Raw genomic sequence first — 24,333 nt, 5'->3', positions numbered from 1 at the left:
GCGTTCATCCTGAGCCAGGATCAAACTCTCCGTAAAAGAAAAAAACAGGACCACCAGGGAAAACCGGCGACCTGCGAGTTTGAAACTGACCAAAGAGATGACATCATTGCTGACTTCATCCGAATGCCAACCCCCAAAAAAGAGAGCTGGTCTTTGATCCAAAGGAATTTCTCAAACCAGCCCAAAGACTGGAACGAGGAATAAATTGGCATTTGACAAGTGCACGCTGTTGAGTTCTCAAGGATCGGATGCTCCTGCGTTCGGGCCTCTCGGCCTTCCCTTCAGGGCAACTTCTCTATCTTATCCGTGTCGCTCAGGCTGTCAAATCGACGCACCGTGAGGATCAGAACCGGATTCGTCATCTCGTTTCCGAGGCAACTTCTCTAGCTTAGTCCTCCCGGCCAGACTGTCAAATCGACGATCCCGGCGGACGGCCACCCCGTCAAGCGCACGCGCTCGAGCCCGCCACAGGGAGAACCTGTGAGAGGGATCCTGCTTCCGAAGAAGAAGGTGGATGGTTGTTCGCCGCTTGGGGAGTCAGGCCTTCCGGCCCTTCGCTCTACCGCTTGGGGCGAACAAGTAATAAGTTACGCGGATCCGCCGGATCCGGCAAATTCCGCGCCCCGCCCGGGCGTGTCGCCCGCCTCTCCGCGTGCCTTCAGCGCTCCTTCGCGCCCGCGTCTGCAGACAGGCGCCGCGCCGACACGAGCCGGAGTGCCACCACGAGGAACAGCGACAGCATTCCCCACACCCCTGCCGCGATCGGCAGCGTGCGATAGGCGAGATGCTGCGGCGCGAACTCCGTCGTGAACGGGCCGTACAGCGCATAGCCCGCCACGACCGCGGCGATCAGCACCACCGGCAGCGACAGCCACCACGTCACTCGGACGACGAACGGCGCCGCGTCGACCGGCTGCGGCACACGATGACGGAGCCAGACCGCACCGGCGATGGCGAGCACGATCACGCCGCCGATCCCGGATCCGTACTGCAGCCACTTGTAACCGGGCAGCGGTCCCCACGACGCATCCAGCGCGGGGATCAACCCCGTGCCGAACCTCCCCTCGTGCGTGAACGCATCCCACAGGATGTGCGAGACGATGCCCACCGCCAGGGCGATGACGAGCAGCGCCGTGCGGCCTGCCGAGCCGAACGTCTCGCGCAGCGCGTCCCGCGCACCGCGATCCCACTCGTCCGGAAGCCGCGCGCCGAGGCTGCGCGGCGCGAGCGGACGACAGGCGGGCCGCAGCACGACACGCCAGACGAGCAGCAGGACGAGGGCGACGAGCGCGGTCAGCGGGAGCCAGCGCAGGTCATGCGTGACGCCGTAATCGAGGAGCACACCGCGAGTGAAAAGTGGCAGATCCGGTGCCATCGCGCCGACCGCGATCGCCGCGGGCGCGAGCGGTGTGCGCACGAACGGCAGCGCGACGATCGCGTGACTCGGCGTGAACGGCATGCGTTCGACAGTACCCAACGGCGATCCGAGCGCCGCCGCCCCCTCGCACCGACGTCGCCTCGAGGAGGCGCGGGCGGCAGGAGGGGGCGAACGCGAGCAGCGGTCAGGCGGGGAGAAGCCCCGCGAGCGTCTTCTTGCCACGGCGGAGCACCGACACTCCGCCGGGGAGGCCGAGCGGCACGGTCGCGTCGTCGGACTCGACCCGTTCGCCGTCCACCGAGACGCCGCCCTGGGCGATCGCGCGGCGGGCCTCGGAGGCGCTCGACACCAGCCCCGCGGCGACGAGCGCATCGACGACCGAGGATCCGCTCGCGACCTGGGCGTTCGGCAGCTCCTCCAGTGCGGTGCGCAGCGTGGCGGCATCGAGTGCGGAGAGGTCGCCCTGCCCGAACAGCGCCTCGGACGCCGCGATCGCTGCGGCCGTCGCGTCGGCTCCGTGCACCGTGGCGACGACCTCGAGGGCCAGCCGCTTCTGCGCGGCGCGGCGGAACGGCTCGGCCTCGACCAGCGCCGCGTACTCCTCGATCTCGGCACGGGTGAGGAAGGTGAAGACCTTGAGCCGTTCGATCACGTCGGCGTCGGCGGTGCTCAGCCAGAACTGGTACATCCGGTACGGGCTGCACATCTCGGCGTCGAGCCAGATCGCGTTGCCCTCGCTCTTGCCGAACTTGGTGCCGTCGCTGTTCGTGATCAGCGGCGTGCCGATCGCGTGCACCGATGCGCCTTCGACGCGGTGGATGAGATCCGTGCCACTGGTGAGGTTCCCCCACTGGTCGGACCCGCCGGTCTGCAGCACGCAGTCGTACTGGCGGTGCAGCTCGAGGTAGTCGAGGCCCTGCAGGATCTGGTAGCTGAACTCGGTGTAGCTGATGCCGGCGTCGGAGTTGAGGCGCGCGGCGACCGCGTCCTTCTTCAGCATGGTGCCGACACGGTAGTGCTTGCCGATCTCGCGCAGGAAGTCGATGGCGCTCATCGGCGCCGTCCAGTCGAGGTTGTTCACCATCCGCGCCGCGTTGTCGCCCTCGAAGCTGAGGTAGCGCTCGACCTGCCGGCGCAGGCGATCCACCCACTCCGCGACCGTCTCGCGTGTGTTCAGCGTGCGCTCGGCGGTGGGACGGGGGTCGCCGACCAGCCCGGTGGATCCGCCGACCAGGCCGAGCGGCTTGTGCCCGGCGAGCTGCAGCCGGCGCATGAGGAGCAGCTGCACGAGGTTGCCGAGGTGCAGGCTCGGAGCGGTCGGGTCGAAGCCGCAGTAATACGTGATCGCGGGACCTGCGAGCAGGGCGCGCAGCGCCTCAGGATCCGTGGACACGTGGACGAGTCCGCGCCAGACCAGCTCATCCCACACGTTGGAGAACGTGGGGTCGATGGCCGGTGCCGCGGTCGTCAGAGGAGGTTTCGACACCGGATCAGGGTACCAGCGCCGTCGCGGTCCCCTCCCCGCGCCGGGTCCTGCCCACCCGGAACCCGGCACGCCTCGCCTCGCCCGCGCCCGCGCCCGCGAGCCGACCTCCCTACCCGCGAGACTGCATCTGCGCCGCGAGACTGCGGCTACGTGCTGCAGTCTCGCGTCCGAGTTGCAGTCTCGCGGTCAGATGGGACGGTTTGGTCGGGGCGGGGCGGGGGCAGGGCGGAGGCAGGGCGGGGCGGAGGCGGGGCGGACGCGCCGGTACGCTGGAGGCGTGTTGGGAACGCGCGCGGGTCGCACGGTCCGGGGCCTCACCGCCGCCCTGGTCGCGACGTTCGTGGCCTCCGTCTCGCACTCCACCGCCGACGGCTCCCCCGCACCGCTGATCGGGATCGTGCTCGCGCTGCTGTTCGCGGCGCCGGTGTGCATCGCGCTCGCCGGGCGGACGCTGAGCTGGGCGCGGCTGTCGCTCGCCGTGATTCTCAGCCAGTTCGCGTTCCACGGGCTGCTGCTGATCGGTGTCGGATCCGGATCCGGATCGCTGACGCAGAATCCGGGGATCCACCTGCACGGCGCCGATCTCGCCGGCGCCCTCGGCACGACAGCCCTTAACGCGGCTGTCGTGCACCCGGATCACGCGCAGCCCGCGATGTGGGTCGCGCATGCGATAGCCGCAGTGCTGACGGTGCTCGCGCTGGGCCGCGGCGAGCAGACGATCCGAGCCCTGCTCGAGCTGACCGGCTGGAACTTCGTCGCACGGCTCCTCGTCGCACCGCCGGCAGCCGCACACCGCGCGCTTCCGGCCCCGCACGTCGATGCCCCCGTGCTCCGGTCCCGCTTCGCTCTGACCGTCGTTCAGAGGAGGGGTCCGCCGCTCGCGGCCTGACCCCATTCCTCCCGCATCGACGTCTGCGCCGCTCACGCGCCGTCGGCGCACCCGCACGACCTCAGAAAGAACGCTCACCATGCAAAACACCACCCTCTCGCGCGTGCTCACCGGCCTCGCCGCCGGCGCCGTGCTCGCCCTCGCCGCACCGCTCGCCGCCTCCGCGCACGTGACGGCGACACCGAACCAGGCCGCGGCCGGATCCTGGACATACCTCACCTTCCGCGTGCCGAACGAGTCCGCCTCGGCCAGCACGGTCAAGCTCGACATCCACCTGCCCGCCGACACCCCCTTCACGAGCGTGAGCTACCAGCCCACCGCGGGATGGACCGGCACCGCCGTCAAGACCACGCTGGCGAAGCCGGTGAAGGTCGAAGGCAACACGATCAGCGAAGCCGTCACCGAGGTGACCTTCACCGCAGACGCCGGCGGGATCGCGCCCGGTCAGTTCCAGACGTTCACGCTGTCGCTGGGGCCGGTGCCGGACACCGGGCACATCGTGATCCCGGCGACCCAGACGTACTCCGACGGCAAGGTCGTGGAGTGGTCAGCCACTCCGGAACAGGCCGCCAAGGACGACGCGCTCGAGCCCGCACCGGTGCTGTGGGTGAACGACGCTCCCCCGGCCGACCACCACGGCGGTGCCGCGGTGACGACCGCGACCAGCACGCACGAGGCAGCCGCGCCGAAATCCAGCGGCGGACAGGACGGCCTCGCCCTCGGTCTGAGCATCGCGGCGCTCGTGGTCGCGGCAGGCGGCGTGCTGCTCGGCGGATTCGCACTCGGCCGGCGGAAGAGGAACGCATGAGGATCCGCACTCGCCTGACGGCGCTCGCGGCGGCGCTCGGCGTCGGAGTGGTCCTCGCCACGGCGGGCGCATCGGCCGCGAGCGCGCACGACACGCTCGAGCAGACGGATCCGGCCGCGAACTCCACGGTGAAGACCCTCGACGCCGTCACGCTCACCTTCAGCGCGGATCCGCTCGGCGCGGACGGGGCGGCCGTCATCCAGGTGATCGGTCCGGACAAGAAGTACTACGAGACCGCGTGCCCGGATCTGAACGGTCCCGCCGTGTCGTCCCCGGTGACGCCGGGCGCCGCCGGGACGTACGAGGTGCTGTGGCGGGTGGTGTCCTCGGACGGGCATCCGATCTCGGGCAGCTACACCTTCACCTACGCGCCGGATGGCTCGACGGCGACGACGACGACAGGATCCGCTGCGCCGAAGTGCGGGCCGGCGGGATCGGCGACGACGGCACCGGATGCACCGGCTGCGACGGCGGGCGGCGACAGCGGCCTGTGGATCGGGCTCGGGATCGGCACCGTCGTGCTCGTCGGCGTCGGGGTCGGCGCCTGGGCGCTCGCGCGCGGGCGCAAGAACGAGGACTGAGCCGCTCGGGGTCGTTGAGGCGGTCAGCCCGCGCGAGCGGCCCACCACAGCAGCAGGGCGCCGCCGAGCGCGACGACCCAGCTGACCAGGCTGCCCACCAGGAAGTACTCGGCCCTGGCGCCGCTCGCGCCGTCGCGGGAGATCTCCGGGAACCGCACGATCCCCTTCGCCGCCAGCATGGCCGCGAGCAGCGGGTAGGCGGCGAAGAGCGTCAGCAGCAGCACGATCACCCGCTCCAGCGGGCCGATCAGGCGTCCGCCGCGGAAACCCGGATCCGCGGCGGGCGCGGGCGCCGTCGGTTCGGGGCCGGTCGGCGCACCGGGATCGAGGCCCAGCGCCGGGACGAGTCCGTGCACCGCCTCAGCCGGAGGACCGTCCCCGGACGCGACGTCCGCGGGGAGCTCGGCCTCCTCGCCGACGAGCGCGGCCCGCACGATCACGTTGCCTGTCTCGAGGAGCAGGGCGAACACCCCGATCGCGAGGATGAACAGGTCGAAGCCGATCGGCCCCAGGGGCGTCGCGAGCCAGCGGCCCGCGAACAGTCCCGTCACCGCACGCGCGGGCATCAGCACGACAGAGACCACCACCACGACCGCGAGCAGCACCGCCGGCCAGAACGACAGCCGGGGCCGCCCTTCGAGCGGGAGCAGCCACGCCCACAGCACCGCGCAGGCGATCCCGATCAACGCGAACAGATACGCCCCGCCCAGCGTTCCCAGCACCAGCACCAGCACGGCAGCGACCGCGGTCCCGATCCAGAACGCCCGCCCGTGCAGGAACCGGCGCAGGACATCGCAGAGCCCGGTCGCGAGCAGGACGAAACCTGCGAGGATCATGCGCGTGCTCCGCTCGCCCCGGCGAGGTCGTTCAACGTGTGCATGCCGCCATCCTCCCCCGGGCCACCGACGAACCGGGCTGTGCGGTCGGCACGGCGCGCAGTCGCACCAGAACGCCGGCAGCAGAACGGCCGCATCCGTTCACGCGGATGCGGCCGTTCTGAAACGCGGGAGAAGCGAAGGTCAGTGGAACTGACCGAGCTTGCCGAACTTCTCGGCCAGCAGGTAGTAGACCGTGATGCGGCTCTTGGTGCGGTCGGCCTTCATCGTCTCCTTGACCTCGGCGAGCGCGGCGTCGAGCGCCTCGTCGGACTCGGTGAGTCCGAGCTTCTTCTTGAGGAAGTTGGTCTTGACGGTCTCGACCTCGTCCTTGTCCGAGAAAGCGACGTACGCCGAATCCTGGCTGCTCATCACAAGCCGGTAGGTCTTGAGCAGACCCTCGATCGCAGCATCGTCGGCGTCGGGACGGTAGATCTTGACGTCAGCGGCCCAGTCAGCCATGCGGAACTCCTTTGAATCCGGCCCGGCCCGTATGCCGTGCTCGCCAGCGATCCTAGACGCGTTGCCCCTGCAGGAACAGAAGGAACTCCGTGCGATTTTCGACTTCGCCCTCCTGTCCCTGCACGCGCTTACGCGGAGAAGTCCTCCGGGACCTCGAGCGGGCGCCGCGAGAAGTACGCGGCCTTCGCCTTCGGGTAGAAGATCGCCAGCGGAATCACACCGATCACGATCAGGCCGAGACCGAGGATGTTCACGACGGGCTCGTTGTTCGGAATCGCCGCGAAGAAGATGTACATCATGAAGACCGCCCCGAAAAACGGCCACAGGCCGATCAGCAGGAAGTTCTTCACCGAGGTGAACAACACCTTCCGGAAGCCCACAATCAGCGCGAAACCGGCGAGCGAGTAATAGAACGCGATCTGCAGGCCGATCGACGAGATCGCCCAGCCGAGGATCTGGCCGACGCTGTCTCCGAAGACGTTCGCGAGCACGAACAGCAGCAGCGAGACGATGACCACGACCAGGGTCGCGAACACCGGAGTCTTCCACTTGCGGTTGATCCTGCCGAACGCGAACGGGATCGTACGGTCACGGCCCATGGCGAACAGGGTGCGGCTGACCTGCACGAGCGTGGTCTCCAGCGTGGCGATGGTCGACAACGCGACCGCGACGATGAGGATCTTGCCGCCGATGCCGGGCATGATCGCGTCGCCGAGCACGGTCAGCACGTTGCCGCTGTTGGCTTCGATGGTCTTGCCGGGCAGCATCACCAGGGTGGTGGTGGTGTAGATCTCGAACAGGATGAACACGATGACGATGCCGAGGATGCCCGCAGCACCCGTCGTCTTGTGCGCGTTCTTGGTCTCCTCGCCGAGGTTGGCGGTGACGTCCCAGCCCCAGTAGTAGAACGCGGCGATCAGAGCCGCTGCGACGAAGACGCCACCGCTGCTGAGGTGACCGAAGCCGAACCAGTCCCACGAGAAGGTCTCGCCGTGGTGGTAGGTGGTGATCGCACGAGGGATCGCGATCGCGGCGAACACCACGAGGATCCCCACTTCGATGATCGACATGATCCACTGCGCGCGCTCTGTCGTATGCACGCCGAAGATCACCGCCGCCGCCATGACCAGGAACCAGATGGATCCGACCAGCGTGACGAGCAGGGTGTTGTTCGCCTGATCGGGCGCGAACAGCGCGACGGTCATCTGGCCGGCGGGCAGGGCCCCCGCGACCATGAAGATCGTCGCCGAGATCACGACAGCCCATCCGGCGAGGAACCCGAGGATCGGGTGCAGGCCGCGGGCGACCCACGAGAACGACGCGCCGGCGTGGCTGTCCACCCGGGCGAGGTGGCTGAACGCGAACGCGATGCCGAGCATCGGGATGCCGCACCACAGCAGTGCGGCGGGGGCGCCGACGCCGGCGGCGCCGATCAGCAGCGCGGTGCTGGCGGCGATGGAGTAGGCGGGCGCGCTCCCGGCCACAGCCATCAGGGTGGATCCTGCTTTGGACACACCACCGGCCTGCAGCGCGTGCTCCTGATAATCGATCGCTCGTTGCAGAGACGTGTCCGTCTCCTGCGAATTCTGGGCCATTCGGGTCCCCTGTCTCATCGTCGGGTGTGGGGGATGACAGGGGGACGTTAGCACCCGCGATGGCCCTGCGCATATAGTGGCGCGGAATCGTTTCGGGCACGGATTCGAAGCCTATGCATTGGCTGGGAGCTCGATCAGGGAAACACGCGGATTCCTGCGGATTTTGGAAATCGGGCGCGTGGATCCGTAGCCGATTCCCTAAGAACGGTTCGGGATGCGTTGCGAGACGTGGCTGTCTGACGGCCACCCACGCCGACCACCAGGAAGCGGCGTGTGCTCAGGAGATGCGCCCTGTCCCCGGCTCGATTCTCCACTCGTGTCGCCATTCGAGTCGCGCCGTGCCGTCACCGAGATGCAGCGGCAGCCAGACCGGCGGCGAATGGGAGAGGTCGTCGCGAATCCATCGATCGCCGATGTACACGAACGAGGTCTGCTCCGACCCCCGCACCGGGAGAACGACCGACGTCTGAGAGTCGAACGTCGCCGACCCCGCGGGTGCGAAATCGGACCAGTCGCTCCATGGACCTTCCAGTGCGGTCGCGGTCGCGTACTTGTTGTCATTCATGGACCAGCCGGTCAGATCGGACCCGAACAGGTAGTAGAGGCCCTCGTGCGAGACCAAGGTCGGCGACTCATAGCCGTGCGCGCCAGCAGGATGACCACCCGGCAGGGCGAGCGTGGTCGACACGATCTCTTCCACGCCGAGAAAGTCGGGCGTCAGCCGGTAGATGTGCAGTCCGTTCTCGCGATCCTCGCTGAGCACGTAGCCTGTGCCGTCCTCGTCCTGGAACACGCCGATGTCGCGGCTCACGTTGCCGAGCGGACGTTCGCTGCCCAGGTAGCTGTAAGGCCCCTCGGGGCGATCCGCGACAGCCCGTCCGAGACGCGCCAAGGAGTAGTCCGCCGTATCGATGTGCAGGAACATCACATACGTGCCGCGCGTCGTGCGCAGCACTTTGGGTCGTTCGATGACCCGGTCCGGCCCGAGTTCCGCGATCGACCGGTCCGCGGCGAGCGCGTGGCCGTGCGACGTCCAGGTCGCAAGATCGACCGACGAATAGCAGGCGATGCCGGTGAAAAGACTCCCCCGCGTCTTGTCCTCACCCCACGCGTAGAACCTTCCGTCGAACTGGTGAATGCCCACACCGTGCAACTGCGCCGTCGCTCCCGTGTCGTCACGGAAGAGCCGGCCGGGAACGATGACTCCTGCGGGTGCGCACTCGGGGGAGATCATCGCGCCCACCGCGTCGAAAGTCGCGAAGGCAGCATCACTGCGCCCGCTCGCTTCTGATGCCGAAGATATGCACCTCGCTGAACGACGAGATCCCGGGATATGCGGGATCCGTCGGAACGCCCGGGGCGTCGACCTGAATCCTGAAGAGGCGATAGCGCTGCCCCTTGACGTCGTCCCGTACCGGGATATTCTCCATCGGGTAGCCGAGGTCGGTCGTGTCGGTCGTCATCCTCGAGGTGAGCAACGTCCATGTGCTGCCGTCCGCAGATCCATAGACGTTCGCGCCCTGGGACCGGTTGGCGAATCCGAACCGCGCCCGAATCCCGAATGCGTCGGGCGCGATGAGGAAGCCGGGCCCGAAGTCCAGGGTGAACGGCGCGCGAAGATCTCCGGTGTACGTCGCGAAGTTGTCGTCCAGGATGGCGCGCGCCTGAACCGAAGTCGGATACGTCGAGACGATGCCGCGGTAGTCGACCGAATGGTCCGAATCCAGGCGTGGTGTGAGCAGCTGCAGCCCGGCCACCGCCGTCTGCACCTGCAGGAGCGCGCCGAGAAAAGCACCGTCATCCGCCGAGGCTGCCGCGGCCTCGGCCGAGGACCTGGCACCGTTGAGGGCGGCAACGGTACTCGACACGTACGCCGCGTCGGAGTCGTACCCCGAGAGTGCGGCCTGCATCGCCGCGTCACGACCGTCGGCGACCACGACGACCGTCGTGTGGACGACCACCGACGTGCCGTCGTCCGCGACGACCGGGAACGTGTGCGTCCCTACGGCCCCTGCATCGGGCACCCAGCTCAGCTGGCCGCTGCTCGCGTCCAGAACGGCGCCCCTCGGCAAGCCTGTGGCCGAGTAGGTGAGCCGCCCGGGTCCCGGATATTCGGCTGCGAGACTGCGTTGCAGTGGGGATCCGGCGATGCCGATCACCGAGAGCTTCGTGCCGGCCGGGAACTGAGGGAGCGCCAGATCTGTCTTGGTGTTCAGGTCGATGTGATCGAGGTCGATCGGGCGGGCGTTGTCGGCCGAGAAGTGCAGGTACGCGAGGTTGTCGCCCCCCAGATCGATGCCGAACAGCGCGTCGGGGTCGGTGTCGAAGGCGACATAGCGCCACTGTCCGCCGGTGTCGGGCACGAGCACTTCGAGTGCCTTCGCCGGATCCTGCCCGACGGCGATGCGGGCGGGCCCTCTGGTCCGCAGCCGGATCCCTACCGGGCTGAACCCGGTCGTCTTCGCGTAGAGCAGGGTGCGCACCGCGAGCGTCCGGCCGTTGTGCGGCGGGTTCACCTGCAGATATTCCGTGCCGTTCTCCGTGATCACGGTGAACGGGCCGCCGTCGACAGCCGCGCTCCGCGTGGCGAAATGAATCCTGTCATCGGCGGCGACCGGGCGCGTCTGCCCGGCGAGGGCGGCGGGCAGCGACAGCCAGAACTCCGGGGCGTAGTCGGGGTTGCTGTTCCAGCTGTTGTACGGTGCTGTACCCCAGTAGAACAACGGCCCATCCGACTTGTCGTGCAGTTCCTGCAGATGCAGCGCCTCCATCGTCATGTCGAGGCCGAGCGTGTAGCGATAGACGGTGTACAGCTCATCGATCGGGTTGAACAGACGTCCGCGGTACGCCTGGGACAGCACCCCGCCGTGACCGGCCGTGTCGACCCATGGGACGGTGTAGCCGAGCATGTAGGAGGTGAACGCGTCAGCGGCCTTGAGAATGCGATGATCGAGGAATTCGTAGGCCGTCACGCTCCCCTCGGACGTCGACACCGTGCCGTGCACAGGATCGACCCTGGTTCCCTGCACCCCGAGCAGGCGGGCGAGGGTCCCCACGGTGTTGATGTCGTCCCAGCCATGCGCCTGGTCGCGGCCCATCTCCTGGTGCTGGACGAACGCGTGCCCGTAGGTGTTGATGGGGTCGTCGGCAGCGATCAGGGGGAAGATGGCGGCGACCGCTCCGTTCTGCTCCGGCTTCGTCGTGGTCGCGTTGACGGTGAACCATTCCACGGCCTCGTCATATCGCGCCCTGTTGCCGGTGAAGATGTAGCCGGCGATGGTGCCGATGAGCGGGTAGGTGTGCTGGTTCAGATACCAGGTGTTGCCATAGTTGAACGTATCCGTGACCGGGACGATCAGGTTGCGGGTGAAGTCGGCGGAGTCCTGATCGCTCCAGGCGATGTCGTAGGACGTGTACCCCTCGGGGAAGTCGGTCGATCGGAAGATCTCGGCGGCCGCGACCATCCGGTACAGCGGAACGCCGGTGTGAATGTGGGCGTCGGGATAGACCGCGTACTGCTGGGGATCGAGGTGCGACCAGATCCGCAGGATCCGCATGCCGTTCTCGCGGAAGACCGCGTCACCGGTAAGGACGTACAAGATCGCCTGGGTGTACGCGCCGAAGGCATCTTCGATGAACTTGGACTGGATGCCAGACGAATTGAAGTACGGGTGGCCGGGTTGGTCCACGACCTTGGTTCCGTTCTTGGATCTCAATGTGCGACTGGCGTACGGCGTCTGCACCATCGCGTCGTAGTAGGTCGCCCATGGTTCGACGCGGCTCGCCACCATGTCCCGTGCGGTACGCAATGAGGCCGCGCTCACTCCCACGCCCGGGTGCGCGAAACCGGCGGCATCGGCGCTCTCCGTGACCGCCACACCCGTCGTTGCGGTCGCAGGGACCCTGCGCCCGGCGAGCGCATATGCCGGCGTCGCGATCGCAGAGCTCGCGACGAAGAAGCTCGCTCCTGCGACAGCGGCGGTCAAGAGCGAGCGCCTGTTGAGTTCGTGCATCGTTGCCATCCATTCACATCGTCGTGGTCGTTCGGAGAAGGTCACCCATCTCCATTCGGAAAGCGCTATCCTGTAACTAGTTGCATACGTTAGTCAACACGTGACCTCCGGTCAACAGGCGATGCCCAAGAACGTCGTAGATTGCAGATGTGAACATGTCGACCACCGAGAGCCCCGAGCGCCGCGGCGCGTCCCCCGGCCCCGAACGCTCAGGCAAGGCCAATCTCGTCGACGTCGCACGGCTCGCCAGAGTCTCCCCGGCGACCGCCTCGCGCGTGCTCGCCGGCCGCTCGAAGGGCAAGGCCGCCAGTCACGATCGCGTGCTCGCCGCTGCAGAAGAGCTCGGCTACGTGGTGAACGGCCTCGCGAGGTCGATGATGGGCGTGGGCCGGCGCAGCGTCGCCTTCGTCTCAGCCGTGATGGTGGGCCCCACGTTCGCCACCATGGCCGCGGCGGCCGAGCAGGTCGTGACCGAAGACGGTCACCTGTTCATGCTCTGCACCACTCACGGCGACACCGAGCGGGAGCGTGCGCTGATCGAGTCGCTCGCCGAACAGCGCGTCGGGACGGTGCTGCTCGTCGGATCCGCGTCCACCGCGGAGCAGGACGAGCAACGCGTCGCCAGCTATGCCGACTCTCTCGGTCGGGTGGGCGCTCAACTGATCCTGTGCGGCCGCCCGCCGGTCGCTCATCGGCCGGACATCGCGAACATCGATTACGACCACACGGGGGGCGTGCGCAGCGCGGTCGAGCACCTCCTGGGGCTCGGGCACCGTCGCATCGCGTACGTGGGGATGACCGCGGGCATGTCGACGGAGGAGCAGCGCTTCCGCGGGTACCGCGCCGGTCTGGACGGGGGCGCGATCGAGATCGACGAAGCCCTGCTCGTACCGACCGAGAACGACCCTGATGCTGCCGCGACGGCGATCGCCGCCTTCCTGCCGGAACACCCCGATGTGACCGCGTTCGTCTGCCACACCGACCACATCGCGATCGGGGCGGGGCGCAGCCTGCGCGCGGCCGGGCTGTCGGTCCCCGAGCACGTGTCCGTCATAGGGTTCGATGACACCCCGCTCGTCGCCGACCTGACGCCCGCGTTGACGACCGTGCACGCGCCGTTCCGCGAGGTCGGAGACCTCGCCGGGAGGATTGCGATCGGAGAGCCCTTCGGCGGATCCGTCGTGCTGCCGGTCGAGTTCATCGTGCGCGGATCGACGGGACCCGCACCGCGTTGAGTCCTGCGGCGGAGCGAGCCGCCCGCTCACTCCCCCGGATCGAACCGCACATGCGTGCACCCGAAGTCCGCCGACCAGCCTCGCCCGTCGAGGTCGTCCGCGCGAAGGCCCAGCAGCATCCCGGTGAAGCGGAGCCTGCCGCCATGATCATCCGACAGCGTCCAGGCGGCAAACGTCCCCGGCACGGGGTCCCATTCGTCGCGCTCGGGCGAGGCCCAAGAGAATCGCAGCTCGGCGCCTTCCAGGTCGGCTCTGAGCTTCAGCGCACCGCTCGGCACGGCGATCGGCTCTGAACGGGCCGTCCGCCCCTCGTCACGGGAGACCACCCGCAGATGCCGGCCGTTCTCCGCGTCCCAGGTGAGCTGGAGCTGGATCCAGCTGCGCCGGTCGTACCAGGCGATCACGCCCGCCGACTCCCGGACGGAACGAGGGTTCGCGTCCAACCGGGTCTCGAACCTCGCCCTGTGCTCGCGCACGCGCGTCAGCAGCATGGATTGGTCGAAGACGGACGCCGTCGAGTGCCCTCCTCGCAGGCGCAGCCACCCGGGACGTGTCCACGGGTCCGCGGTCTCCGGAGACAGCGGCGCGCGCAACGTGGACCATCTGCGCGTGTCGAGCGGTGCGCCGAAGTCCTCCGTCCATTCCGCGGGGTCCTCTTCGGCGGACTCCTCCTCCGTGACGTCGAACTCAGGCTCGAGCGCCCCGTGGTGCCCACCGTCCGCGAGGCGCAGCCAGCCGTCCTCATCGAACCGCACGGCCTGCAGGCAGGTCTCCCGGCCCAGCGTGCTGTATCGCTCGCCGAGGTGCAGCACCGGACGCGCGGCGAGATGCGCGAGCACCCACTCTCCGTTCGGGGTCTGCACGAGCTCGCCGTGACCGGCCTTCTGCAGCGGCGCTCCCGGTGCGTCGCGGGCGGTGAGCACGAAGGGCGCCGGGTCGCGCTCGTACGGTCCATGGAGCTGCCGGGAACGGGCACTCGTGATCGCGTGGTTCCACCCCGTGCCGCCCGCGGCGATGAGCAGGTGGTACCACTCTCCGATGCGGTACAGGTTCGGCCCCTCGATGAGGGTGGGTGCCTGATGGATGACCGTGGCCGTGCCGGAGGTGCGCCCTTCGTCGGGCAGGTACTGCTCAAGGACGAGGCCACCGAACGAAGGATGCTCGGGCCGTTGGTCCCACTGCACCCCGACGATCCAGTGCGTGCCGTCGGTGTCGTGGAAGAACGAGAAGTCGAACCCACGCGACCCGAGATGCACGGGATCGCTCCATGGCCCGCGGATGTCCTCCGCGGTGACGAGGTAGTTGTCGATGTCCTTGTCATCACCGTCCATCGTGCGGACGATCGAGTACGCCAGCCAGAAGCGCCCGTCCGAGTGGCTGAGGCTGGGCGCCCAGACGCCACCCGAGTCCGGAACGCCGCGGAGGTCGAAACCCTCGTCGAGAGCGTGGCCGAGCACGGTCCAATGCTTCAGGTCGCGCGAGTGGTGCAGCCGAACAGCGGGGTGGAACTCGAACGTGCTGGTCGCGAGGTAGTAGTCGTCGCCGACACGCAGGATCGACGGGTCGGGCTCGAACCCGCGCAGCACGGGGTTGCGGACGGTCGTCACTGTTCCTCCTCGGTCACGGCACGATCGGGTGCTGGAACGGCTGCCCCGCGACGAATCGCGCCACCTCGGCGGTCGCGGCGGATCCCAGGCGGCGCAGCTCGCTGCCCATGGATCCGGCCAGATGCGGGGTGAGGAACACGTTCGGCAGCGTGTAGAGCGGGTGCCCGGGCGGGAGGACGTCCGGATCCGTCACGTCCAGGATCGCACGGATGCGCCCGGTCTCGAGTTCGGCGATGAGCGCCTCCTGGTCGATGAGTCCCCCCCGCGCGGTGTTGATCACGGTGGCGCGATCCGGCAGCGCTGAAAGCACCTCGCGCGAGATCATCCCCCGCAGGTGCGGCAGCTCCGGCGCATGAATGGAGAGGATCGTGCTGCGAGACGCCAGATCCTCGAGGTCGTCGACGAGCTCGGCGCCCAGCTGCGCGGCGCGCTCGGGGCCGACACTCGGATCGAACAACAGGAGTTCTACGTCATAGTCCCGCAGCATCTGCAGCACCCGCGTACCGATGCTGGAGGCGCCGACGATCCCGACGGTCGTGCCGAACAGGCCCGCATGCGGGAGCTCGAGCTCGCGGTCGATCCGCCGCTGCTGCTGCACGTAGCTCCGCGACGCCCAGAACGCGTCCTTCGCTGCCAGCACGATCATCGCGACGGTGAACTCCGCGACGGGGATCGCGTTGGCCGCGCGCGCCGAGGACACGGCGATCCCGCGCTCCGCGGCCGCGGGGTCCAGGAAAGCGACCCCACCACCCCAGTGCACGACCCCCCGGAGGTTCGGCATCGCATCGAGTTCGCTCGCTCCCAGCGAGGGCGCACCCCAGCCGGTGACCAGCAGCTCGACCTCGTCGAGCTCGCTCGCGGCCGCCTGCGCGAAAGACGTCAGGATCCGCGAGGGATCGACGTCGACGAGCCGCGTCAGGCGGTGCAGATCGGTCTCGGTGAAAACGAACGGGAACGCTTCCGGCGCCATCGCCAGCAGCGCCCTCACGGCGCCTCCGCCTCTCCGGGACCGGTCAGACGCAGCACTCCTGCGGAGACCCCGCCCTCGGTGCGGATGCGCAGCCCCGACGACTCCGCGCTCAGGGCCCACTCCTGTCCGCGCTCAGGGAAGATCCGCTCCGCGGCTCCGAACACTCCAGGAAGGAGGATCTCGCCGGCAGCCTCAGACCGGTCCCACACGAACAGCAGCGCGCTGCCGTCGGCGAGTCGATAGCCGAGGCACACCGCGTCGTCCTCCCACCCCGGCAAGCCGAGCGGCCAGAACGGGACGCATCCGCAGAGCTGATCCCGCAGCTCACGGTGCAGGGCGACCGCCTCCGCGAGCAGCTGCTTCTGCTCCGGCCGGAGCTGGTCGAGGAAGCCGGACAGGTAGAGCCGACCGCTGAGCCCCGTGACCAGGGTGAAGCCGGTCTCGTCCACCGTCATGCCCGCCGCGGGATACGCCCAGTTCCCGCATTGCTCGGGCAGGATCGACGCGGGTGCCGAGGCCGCGATCGGAGGGTATCGCAGGAAGTCCTGCTGGTCGCTGGTGGATTGCAGGTGCGTGACTTCGAGGAGCGCGTAGTCGGCGCGCATCGCACCGGAACTGCAGTTCTCCAGCAGCAGACCGGGGTGCCGGCGCTGCAGGTCCACGAGCCAGGACCGGAACGCACGCAGATGCCCGAGCAGGCCATCCCCGGCAGCGGCGGCCTCACTCTCGGTGCCGGCACCCGGGTTGATGTTGTAGTCGAGCTTCAGGTACGACACGCCATATTCGCGGACGAGCACGTCGACGGTCTCGTCGAGGTGCGCCCGCACCGCGGCATGGCGGAAGTCGAGGTGGTAGCGGCCGTGCTCCTGCACGCGCTGTCCGAACCGCCGGAAGAACGCCTCTTCGGGCAGCTGCCGAGCCGTGGGGCTGTCCACCCCGACGACCTCGGGCTCGAGCCACAGCCCCACGCGCATGCCGCGCGCACGGATCCCGTCGGTGATCCCGGCGAGGCCGGCGGTATCGAAGCGCGCAGGCGCCTCGCGCCATTCCCCGACCGTCGACCACCAGTCACCGAGCGCCGGATCCGCGAACCACCCCGCGTCGATGCAGAACACCTCGGCGCCGGCGTCGGCGGCCGCTGCGATCAGCGGGCGCAGCGCCTCGGATGACGGCTGCCCCATGAGGGTGTTCATGAAGTCGTTGTAGACGACCGGCAAGGACGCGGCGCCTTCCACGGCGCGCAGCGCACGGCGGTAGCCGGTCAGCGCCGCGATGGCGCCGTCCGGTCCGGCGCCGGATACGGCGAGCGCCACGGGAACGGTCGTGAACGTCGCACCCGGAGCGCACCGGTGGGCGAACTGGTGCTCGAGGTCGGTCGGCCCGAACAGCCCCACGGTCGCACCGCCGAGATCCTGGCTCAGGTCGACGTGCCAGCCGGCGCCCGACTCGATCTGCCAGGCGAACGCGGCGCCGTCGTCGCGGTCGTGGACGATGCCGATGGGCAGGTGTTCTCCGGTCGACCAGGACCCGTGGCTGGTGAGGGTCGCGCGGCCGCGGCCGTCCTGTGCGTGGACCGGCAGCGACAGATCGGGCAGCAGCGCACGCAGCGGCTGCCCGTGCCAGCGATTCTCCGCGAGCCATTCGCTGTCGGCGAGCAGGATCTCCAGACCGTCGAGACCCTTCGCGCCGAACCCGACGGAGGCGGAGGCGACCGTGGTCAGCACGACCTCGGAGGTCCCGCCGTTGCGCAGCTCGTGCTGCACGCGCAGGGCCGTGACGGATGCGGGCGCGGTGAGCGTGCTGCGCACCTCGATGCCGGTGAGGGGATCCCGCTGCACCACCACCACCGTCCAGCCATGCCCCGCGGCGCGGGGAGCCACGTCGTCGACCGCGATCACACGCAGCCGCGCGCCGACCGCCGAGCGGGCGTACGCCTGGCTGGTGCGACGGCGCTGCTCGGCGGCGGTGAAGATCTCCACGAGCACGATGTCGTCGCGGCCGAGCAGCGCGTTCTCCGCACCCAGCACGGCGGGGCTGTCCTCACTCCAGCGGACCTCGAAACACCCGACGCGCACGCGATCCGATGTCGCCAGGACGGTCACGAATGCGCCTCCGCTCGGTCGGACCCCGGCACCGCCGGCGCGAAGCCGAGTGCCCTGTTGCAGACCTGAGCTGCGACCCCGAACAGGGCGGGGCCGAACAGCCAGAGCATGCCGCCGACCACGGGCAGCGACGAGGCGACCAGGATCGCACCCGCCAGCAGGGGCCAGGTGAGCGCGACATGCGGGCGTCGCACGATGCGATAGGCGGCTTCCGCCACCTGCGCGAGCGGGTGGGCCCCCGCCTCGCCGACCGGCGCCGTACTCGCCAGGGCGATCGCGAGGATCCCGCCGACCACCAGCACGACGGAGCCGGCGAGCAGCGCTCCGGCGCCCGTGCCCACGATGGCGAGGTCGTAGCCGAGCAGCAGCACCGCTGCGCTCGGGATGAGCCCCGCCCACCAGCGTCGGCGCGTGGCCTTCGCGAAGGCGACCCAGTACGCGCGGCCTGGACGGACGGATCCTTCCAGCAGCACGGCCCCCGCTGCGAGCAGAGCCTCGAGCGCGGAGTAGAGCGGCAGGAGCGTGAGCGCCCCGAGCCACAGTGCGAGGTGCGTGAGCTGCCAGCCCACGAGAGTCGTGAACGTGACAAGCGGAACGAGGGCGGCGAGGAAGGACGCAGACACCGTGAACCAGTCGAACGCCCCGAGCAGCAGCCTCGCGATGACGCCGTCATAGCCGAGCGCACGTTCGAGCCGACCGCCCACTCGGGGGGTGCGGCGTGGCGAGGTGCGCCGAGCGGTGATGGCGCTCATCCCTTCACCGCCCCGACCGACATGCCTTTGATGAAGTAGCGCTGGAAGCCCGCGAAGATCGCGACAGACGGGATGATCGCCAGGATCGCCCCGGTGTAGATGAGCTGCCACTGCGAGGTGAGCAGCCCGACCATCCTGTTGATCGCCACGTTGATCGTGCCCGCCGACGTGGAATCGAGGAACACCAACGGCACGAAGAAGTCGTTCCACAGCCCGAGCGCCTGGATGATCACGAACGCCGAGGTGACCGGCAGCAGCATCGGGAAGACGATCGCCCAGAAGGTGCGCAGGCGCCCGGCGCCGTCGACGTGCGCGGCCTCCTCGACCTCGATCGGGATCCCCTTGATGAAGCTGCAGTACAACAGGATCCCGAAGCTCGCGGCCCCGCCGAGGTGCACCAGGATCACGGAGGTGAGAGTGCTGTACAGCCCGACGTCGTTGAAGGCCTTGACCAGAGGGATCATCCGCACCTGGAACGGGATCATCAGCCCGGCGATGAACAGGATGTACAGGAACCGCGATGTGCGCCCACCGACTCGTTCGATCCCGTACGCCGCCATCGGCACGATCGCGACGAGCAGCACGACGGTGCTCACGGTGATGATGAGCGTGTTCAGCACGGCTTGCAGGTAGTCGGTCTGCTGGAACAGGGCGACATAGTTGTCGAGCGTGAAGGAGGTGGGCAGGCCCATCGGATCCTTCGTGATCTCCGCGTAGGACCGGAACGAGTTCAGCAGTGCGTAGATCACCGGCGCGGCGACGATCACGACGAGCACGGACAGCACGACCATGACGATGATCTCGCCGGTGGTCCACTTCTTCTTCGGCTTGCGGCTCGCACGGCTCCCCTGCGGGAGTACCTGAGCCCTGGTGGCGGTGGTGCTCATGCCTGGATCTCCCTTCTGCGCATGTAGGCGTTGGCGGCGACGGTGCTGGCGATCACGACGAGGAACAGCACGACGGCGGCGGCAGAGCCGAGGCCCGCGCGATATTCGCCGAAGCCGACTTTGTAGATGAAGAACGCCATGGTCTCGCTGACGAAGCCCGGGCCGCCGGTCGTGAGCACGAGGACCTGATCGAAGATCACCCAGCCCGCGATCATCGCCAGTGTCATGTTGACGGTCACCGCGCCCGCGATCATCGGCCAGGTGACATTCCAGAACACTTTCCATCCGCCCGCACCGTCGATGCGCGCGGCTTCGATGAGCTCTTGCGGCACGGACTGCAGGTTGGCGAGGTAGATGAGGGTCGTGTTGCCGCCGAGCGTGAAGCAGATGATGAACAGCAGCACCCCGATCACGATCCCGCTGTCGCCCAGCCAGTCCCGCGCCCATCCCGGAAGCCCCATGTCGCGCAGCACCGAGTTGGCGATCCCGAAGTTGTAGTTGAGCAGGTACTTCCAGATCGTCGCCATGATGAAGGCACTGACCAGCGCCGGCAGGTACACGACCGTGCGGAAGAACCCCGTCGCGTGATTCAGCCGGTCGAGCATGAGTGCCACCACGAGCGAGATCACGTTGATGATGACCGCGGAGCCGAGACCGAGGATCATGGTGTTCTTCACCGCGTTCCAGAACCGGTCGCTGGCGAGGATCTCCGTGTAGTTCTGCAGGCCGACCTCGTCGTAGGTCGGGCTGATGCCGTCCCAGTTCGTGAAGCTCAGCTGCACCGTCTGCAGAGACGGCACGATCACCATCAGCAGGTAGATCGCCAGCGCCGGCGCGACGAAGGCGATCATCACCCAGCGTGCGCGCCCGAATCTGGGGCGCCGTCGTGGCACGCGCGCGACCGCCACCGGCGCGACTTCCGACGCGACTTCCGACGCGGAGCGTGGCGTGGTCATGGTCGATCCGTCCATATCTGTTCTCCTTCGCAAGGATTCCGGTGCGGCGAGGTGGGGCAGGCGCGAGGCCCGCCCCCACCCGGCGCTCAGCCCGCCGCTGCGTCCTTGTCGAACTCCGACTGCACCTTCGCGATGGTGTCGTCGATCGAGGCCTGTCCGTCCTGCATCGCGATGCGCGACTGGCGGAAGAAGGTGTTGAAGGCGCTGAACGTCGTGAACGAGGGATTGTTCTCGTACCAGACGAGCTTCGGGTTCTTCAACAGCGCGAAGTAGTCGGAGGCGCCGGGGATCGAGCTGTTGCGGGTGACCTTCGCGGAGTCGGCGATGTCGGGCGAGATCCATCCCGACTTCTCCATGAGGTTGGCAGCGGGCACCGAGTAGAAGAATTTCAGGAACTCGACGGCCGAGGCATACTGCTTCTTGTCCTTCTGCGCCTGCGCAGAGATCGCCAGTCCACCGGCAGTGGATCCGTCGACGCTGTTCTTCAGCACCGGGATGTTCCCTTCGGCGTCGGGGATGATGAAGATGCCGGCGTTGAATTTCGGGTCGACCTTGTTGATGTCCATCAGGCGACCGAGACCGGCAGAGGAGGTCGCCATGACGGCCTGCCCGTTGACGAGCAGCGTCGTGGTCTGCGCGTCGGCAGTGGACTGCCACCCCTTCAGCACGTAGTCGTCGGTGATGCTCTTCAGCTCCTCCAGCGGCTGCCGCAGATCGGAAATCGACACCTTCCCCGCCTTGGCCTCGTTCCAGAATCCTCCCTGGTCGGAGTGCTTCGCGAAGATGGGGGCGGCCAGCGGCTTCCAGAGCTGGTCGGACGGCCACACCTCCGCCGCCGCTGTGGCGAGCGGCATGTCACCGTTCGCCTTGATGTCCTTCAGCAGGGTGAGGAAGTCGCCGTACGTCTTCGGCACCGACAGCTTGTGTTTCTTGAAGTAGTCCTTGTTGTAGACGATGTTGATGCCGAGTTCGCCGTTCAGGGCGCTGTAGGGCACCGTGTAGACGTTTCCGTCCGCCGCCTTCGCGAAAGCGTTCTGCGTGAGCAGCGAAGTGACATCTGACGGGATCGGTGCGAGTTTGCCCGCCTTGACATACGTGGCGGTGTCGCGCATGTCCACGATCGCGGGCCAATGCCCCGTCGCGTCGACGGTCTTCATCTGCGTCGCGTAGTCCGCGCCGGAGGGCAGCGGGACCGCGGTGACGGTCGTCGTCGTGCTCTTGGCGTTGAACTGCTTGACGAGCGCCGCGACGACCGAGTTCCAGGTCTCGTCGCCGGTCGCGTACATGAACTGGATACTGGTCTTCGCACCGCTGCCGCCGGTCGCGGCGCTGGCTCCGGAGCATCCGGCCAGCGCGAGAGCCGAGACGGCGATGCCGGCGACTGCTAGCACGAGCCGCTTCCCCAGCGGCCGCGTCTTTGCGTACTGCATGTGATCTCCCTTGATTCGGTGTCGGATCGGGTCCGTCCTGAGAGACAGTAGCCGATTCGGAGAGCGCTTTCCAGCTTTTTCTGGAACTAGTTGCAGATTGCAGTCTGCGGCAGCGGCTTTCTCGAGTCAAGGGCACTACGACATGGGTGGCCGCCCGAGTCCGGATCGTGATGTCGTCAGGTCTGCGGCACCTCGGATCAGGCCGAGCGTCCGCCACGGCGGACGCGCGGAAAGACACGGGTCAGGCGTGTATGCCGCCCCGGGCGGAGGGACGATGTCGGATCAGTCCCCGCCGTAGAACGGGTGGGTGAGGGCGTCGCGGCCAGCCACCTGTGCCTCGCGGACGGCGGCGGGGAGGCCCGACGCCGCTTCCGCGACCGCGGCGGCGGCGGCCTCCCGTGCGGCGGCCTTGACCGCGGTCTCGTCGTCGCAGGCCGGATCGATCCAGAGCGCGGCGAAGACGAGCGTGTCCTGGTCGGCCGCGATGGCTCCCTGCGCGACGACGTCGAGCACGCCCTGCGCGATGCCGACCTGCGCGGCGCCGAACACCATCGTCTCGACCATGCCACCCTCCTCGGCGAACGACTTCGACAGGATCACCGTCGGTGGGTTCACGGTGACGTAGTCGCGCTGGCTCTCGCCCACGCAGGCGAGGATCGGCGTGAAGCCCGGTCGCGGCGCCGTGAACGCCGTCGTGATCGACGCCGCCGTCGCCGAACCCCGGCGCGCCAGCAGCACGTTCAGATGCACGCCGTTCGGGGCTGTGCCGCCCCAGCCCTGCGCGAAGCGTCCGTCGATGTCGTCGTTCATTGCCCGTCCCTCTCCTGTTGACTCCGCGGGATCCCGTGCGGCTCGGCGGCGGGCTCCGGCGCCCCGCCGTGCGCGACCGACCATTGCGACAGCTCCGCGACGCGGCTGCGGATCCCCCGATGCCACGGGCGCAACGCGCGGTAGGCGGTGACGCCCTCGCCGGGGTCGGTCGCCGCGGTCTGGCGGACCATGGCGGACAGCGCGCTGTCCCAGTCCGGATGCACGCCCGCGCCGACCGCCGCGCACACCGCGGCACCCAGCCCCGCCGCGTCGTCGAGCTCGGCCCGGCGGACCGGGAGCGCGAACACGTCGGCGAGGATCTGCCGCATCGTGGCGGATCCGGCTCCGCCGCCGGTGACCACGAGCGCGCGCGGTCGCAGGCCCAGCTCGGCGGTCATCGCGTCGACGTTGTCCGCCATGGTCAGCGCGAGCGCCTCCAGGATCGCGCGGTACAGATGCGCGCGCCCCTGCGCCCCGGAGAATCCGAGGAACGCGCCGCGCCGCCAGGGCTCGTCGGTCGGCGCCAGCCAGTCCAGCACCGCGGCGATCCCGTCGCTGCCGGGCGGGATCTGGGCCGCCTCCGCGTCCAGCACCCGCTCGAGGTCGTACATGGCGTCACCGGCCGTGCCGTCCGTCGCACCGTCGGCCGCGCCGTCCGGCTGCAGCAGCCGGCGCAGCCAGCTCACCGTCCACATCCCGCGCCGCACGCCGTGGCTCTCGGCGAGGTGCACGCCCGGTCGCGCCGCGAAGTTCGACCAGTACGCCGTGCCGTGCTCCGCGCCCCGGCCGATCGTCATGGCCGCGACGTACGTGCCGAGCGACAGCAGCATCGTCTCGGGATCCGCGACGCCCGCGCCGAGCGCCTCCACGGCCTTGTCGTTCGCGGTCGCGAACACCGGCGTCCCTTCCGGCAGCCCGGTCGCGGCGGCTGCCGCAGCGGTGACGCGCCCCAGCCGCTCGCCGGGATCCCGCAGCGCGAAGAGCATCTCTCGCGGCATGCCGGTGCGCTCGTAGGCGGCCGGATCGTCCGACCAGCGCCAGGTGCGCTGGTCGATCGGCCAGACTCCCTGCAGGTTCGCGCTCGCGTCGGTGCGCTCGCCGGTGAGCCGGTGCGAGACGTACCCGGACGACGACGTCACCCAGCGCACGCCCGGAGCCGGCTCGAACGGCTGCCCGACGCGTTCGTCCATCCAGCTCAGCAGCGGCTCCGCGAGGGATCCGTCCTCGCGCAGGTACGCCCGGCAGAACCGGATCGTGCAGAGCCCGACCCCGACGATCCGGGACCGGTCGCCCGTGAAACGCCCCAGCGCCGCACGGCTCGCGGCAGCGATCGACTCCCACACGTCGTCGCCCGGATGCACGGCACGCCCGGGCGGGCTCGTGTCGTACGGGCGCAGGCCGACCCGTGCCGAGGCGTGCACCCGGCCGTCCTGATCGACGACGAGCACCTTCGTGCTCTGCGAGCCGTTGTCGATGGCGACGAGGAACGAGTCCACG

General features: G+C 68.6%; 21 protein-coding genes. 5 read left to right on the top strand and 16 right to left on the bottom strand.

What is annotated here, in order from left to right; all coding sequences use genetic code 11:
• Positions 1-204, top strand: a 204-nt coding sequence (locus ABD882_RS18455; RefSeq protein WP_345188946.1) for a hypothetical protein, incomplete at its 5' end; no start/stop codon positions are given.
• Between the two features lie 454 nt (positions 205-658).
• Here the strand turns inward: ABD882_RS18455 and ABD882_RS18450 are convergent.
• Together ABD882_RS18450 and tyrS are read right to left on the bottom strand one after the other, a co-directional pair.
• Entirely contained in the window at positions 659-1,459 is an 801-nt protein-coding gene (locus ABD882_RS18450; RefSeq protein WP_345188945.1) for a DUF4184 family protein, read from the bottom strand.
• Positions 1,460-1,562: 103 nt separating this feature from the next.
• Positions 1,563-2,864 carry a tyrosine--tRNA ligase gene (gene tyrS, locus ABD882_RS18445; RefSeq protein WP_345188944.1) on the bottom strand — a complete coding sequence of 434 codons (1,302 nt, stop codon included), beginning with the start codon at positions 2,862-2,864 and terminating at the stop codon, positions 1,563-1,565.
• 277 nt (positions 2,865-3,141) lie between these two features.
• On the opposite strand from tyrS, the gene ABD882_RS18440 reads away from it, so the two are divergent.
• From ABD882_RS18440 to ABD882_RS18430, 3 genes are all read left to right on the top strand, one after another.
• Positions 3,142-3,753, top strand: a complete 612-nt coding sequence (locus ABD882_RS18440) for a hypothetical protein (RefSeq protein ID WP_345188942.1) — start codon at positions 3,142-3,144, stop codon at positions 3,751-3,753.
• Positions 3,754-3,832: 79 nt separating this feature from the next.
• A complete protein-coding gene (locus tag ABD882_RS18435; protein WP_345188941.1) occupies positions 3,833-4,561 on the top strand; it encodes a YcnI family copper-binding membrane protein in 729 nt (242 codons plus the stop codon).
• Positions 4,558-5,142: a copper resistance CopC family protein gene (locus ABD882_RS18430; protein WP_345188940.1), complete on the top strand. Its 585-nt coding sequence runs from the start codon at positions 4,558-4,560 to the stop codon at positions 5,140-5,142. Before ABD882_RS18435 ends, ABD882_RS18430 begins: the two co-directional genes overlap by 4 nt.
• 23 nt (positions 5,143-5,165) lie before the next feature.
• On the opposite strand, the gene ABD882_RS18425 is transcribed toward ABD882_RS18430, so the two are convergent.
• The 5 genes from ABD882_RS18425 to ABD882_RS18405 all read right to left on the bottom strand — a co-directional run bounded on the left by ABD882_RS18425 (position 5,166) and on the right by ABD882_RS18405 (position 12,096).
• Positions 5,166-5,978, bottom strand: coding sequence for a hypothetical protein (locus ABD882_RS18425; RefSeq protein ID WP_345188939.1), 813 nt, complete (start codon positions 5,976-5,978; stop codon positions 5,166-5,168).
• Between the two features lie 183 nt (positions 5,979-6,161).
• On the bottom strand, positions 6,162-6,479 hold the full coding sequence (locus ABD882_RS18420) for a DUF2853 family protein (RefSeq protein ID WP_345188937.1): 318 nt from the start codon (positions 6,477-6,479) through the stop codon (positions 6,162-6,164).
• Positions 6,480-6,607: 128 nt separating this feature from the next.
• Complete coding sequence (locus ABD882_RS18415) at positions 6,608-8,074, bottom strand: APC family permease (RefSeq protein WP_345188936.1); 1,467 nt, start codon at positions 8,072-8,074, stop codon at positions 6,608-6,610.
• Positions 8,075-8,351: 277 nt separating this feature from the next.
• Positions 8,352-9,308 carry a family 43 glycosylhydrolase gene (locus ABD882_RS18410; RefSeq protein ID WP_345188935.1) on the bottom strand — a complete coding sequence of 319 codons (957 nt, stop codon included), beginning with the start codon at positions 9,306-9,308 and terminating at the stop codon, positions 8,352-8,354.
• 34 nt (positions 9,309-9,342) lie between these two features.
• Positions 9,343-12,096 carry an Ig domain-containing protein gene (locus ABD882_RS18405; protein ID WP_345188934.1) on the bottom strand — a complete coding sequence of 918 codons (2,754 nt, stop codon included), beginning with the start codon at positions 12,094-12,096 and terminating at the stop codon, positions 9,343-9,345.
• A gap of 146 nt (positions 12,097-12,242) precedes the next feature.
• Between ABD882_RS18405 and ABD882_RS18400 the strand changes: the two genes are divergently transcribed.
• On the top strand, positions 12,243-13,322 hold the full coding sequence (locus ABD882_RS18400) for a LacI family DNA-binding transcriptional regulator (RefSeq protein ID WP_345188949.1): 1,080 nt from the start codon (positions 12,243-12,245) through the stop codon (positions 13,320-13,322).
• A 26-nt stretch (positions 13,323-13,348) separates the two neighbouring features.
• Here ABD882_RS18400 and ABD882_RS18395 read toward each other — a convergent pair whose 3' ends face one another.
• From ABD882_RS18395 to ABD882_RS18355, 9 genes are all read right to left on the bottom strand, one after another.
• A complete protein-coding gene (locus tag ABD882_RS18395; protein WP_345188933.1) occupies positions 13,349-14,929 on the bottom strand; it encodes a glycoside hydrolase family 43 protein in 1,581 nt (526 codons plus the stop codon).
• Positions 14,930-14,942: 13 nt separating this feature from the next.
• On the bottom strand, positions 14,943-15,917 hold the full coding sequence (locus ABD882_RS18390; RefSeq protein ID WP_345188932.1) for a hydroxyacid dehydrogenase: 975 nt from the start codon (positions 15,915-15,917) through the stop codon (positions 14,943-14,945).
• A complete protein-coding gene (locus ABD882_RS18385) occupies positions 15,914-18,001 on the bottom strand; it encodes a glycoside hydrolase family 36 protein (protein ID WP_345188930.1) in 2,088 nt (695 codons plus the stop codon). Before ABD882_RS18385 ends, ABD882_RS18390 begins: the two co-directional genes overlap by 4 nt.
• The gene (locus ABD882_RS18380; protein ID WP_345188929.1) at positions 17,998-18,753 is read right to left on the bottom strand and encodes a hypothetical protein; all 756 of its coding nucleotides are present in this window, start codon (positions 18,751-18,753) and stop codon (positions 17,998-18,000) included. Before ABD882_RS18380 ends, ABD882_RS18385 begins: the two co-directional genes overlap by 4 nt.
• Positions 18,750-19,640, bottom strand: coding sequence for a carbohydrate ABC transporter permease (locus tag ABD882_RS18375; protein WP_345188928.1), 891 nt, complete (start codon positions 19,638-19,640; stop codon positions 18,750-18,752). Before ABD882_RS18375 ends, ABD882_RS18380 begins: the two co-directional genes overlap by 4 nt.
• Positions 19,637-20,596 (bottom strand): carbohydrate ABC transporter permease, encoded by a 960-nt coding sequence (locus ABD882_RS18370; RefSeq protein ID WP_345188927.1) that lies wholly within the window; start codon positions 20,594-20,596, stop codon positions 19,637-19,639. Before ABD882_RS18370 ends, ABD882_RS18375 begins: the two co-directional genes overlap by 4 nt.
• An 86-nt stretch (positions 20,597-20,682) precedes the next feature.
• A complete protein-coding gene (locus ABD882_RS18365) occupies positions 20,683-22,026 on the bottom strand; it encodes an ABC transporter substrate-binding protein (RefSeq protein WP_345188926.1) in 1,344 nt (447 codons plus the stop codon).
• Positions 22,027-22,308: 282 nt separating this feature from the next.
• A complete protein-coding gene (locus tag ABD882_RS18360) occupies positions 22,309-22,836 on the bottom strand; it encodes a formaldehyde-activating enzyme (protein WP_345188925.1) in 528 nt (175 codons plus the stop codon).
• The gene (locus ABD882_RS18355; RefSeq protein WP_345188923.1) at positions 22,833-24,332 is read right to left on the bottom strand and encodes an FGGY-family carbohydrate kinase; all 1,500 of its coding nucleotides are present in this window, start codon (positions 24,330-24,332) and stop codon (positions 22,833-22,835) included. The genes ABD882_RS18360 and ABD882_RS18355 overlap by 4 nt, the downstream gene beginning before the upstream one ends.
• Position 24,333 lies beyond the last annotated feature (1 nt).

This window comes from Microbacterium panaciterrae (assembly GCF_039541635.1).
Lineage (GTDB): Bacteria > Actinomycetota > Actinomycetes > Actinomycetales > Microbacteriaceae > Microbacterium > Microbacterium panaciterrae.
The sequence above is the reverse complement of the archived record's forward strand: the minus strand, read 5'-3'. Positions and strand labels throughout refer to the sequence as shown.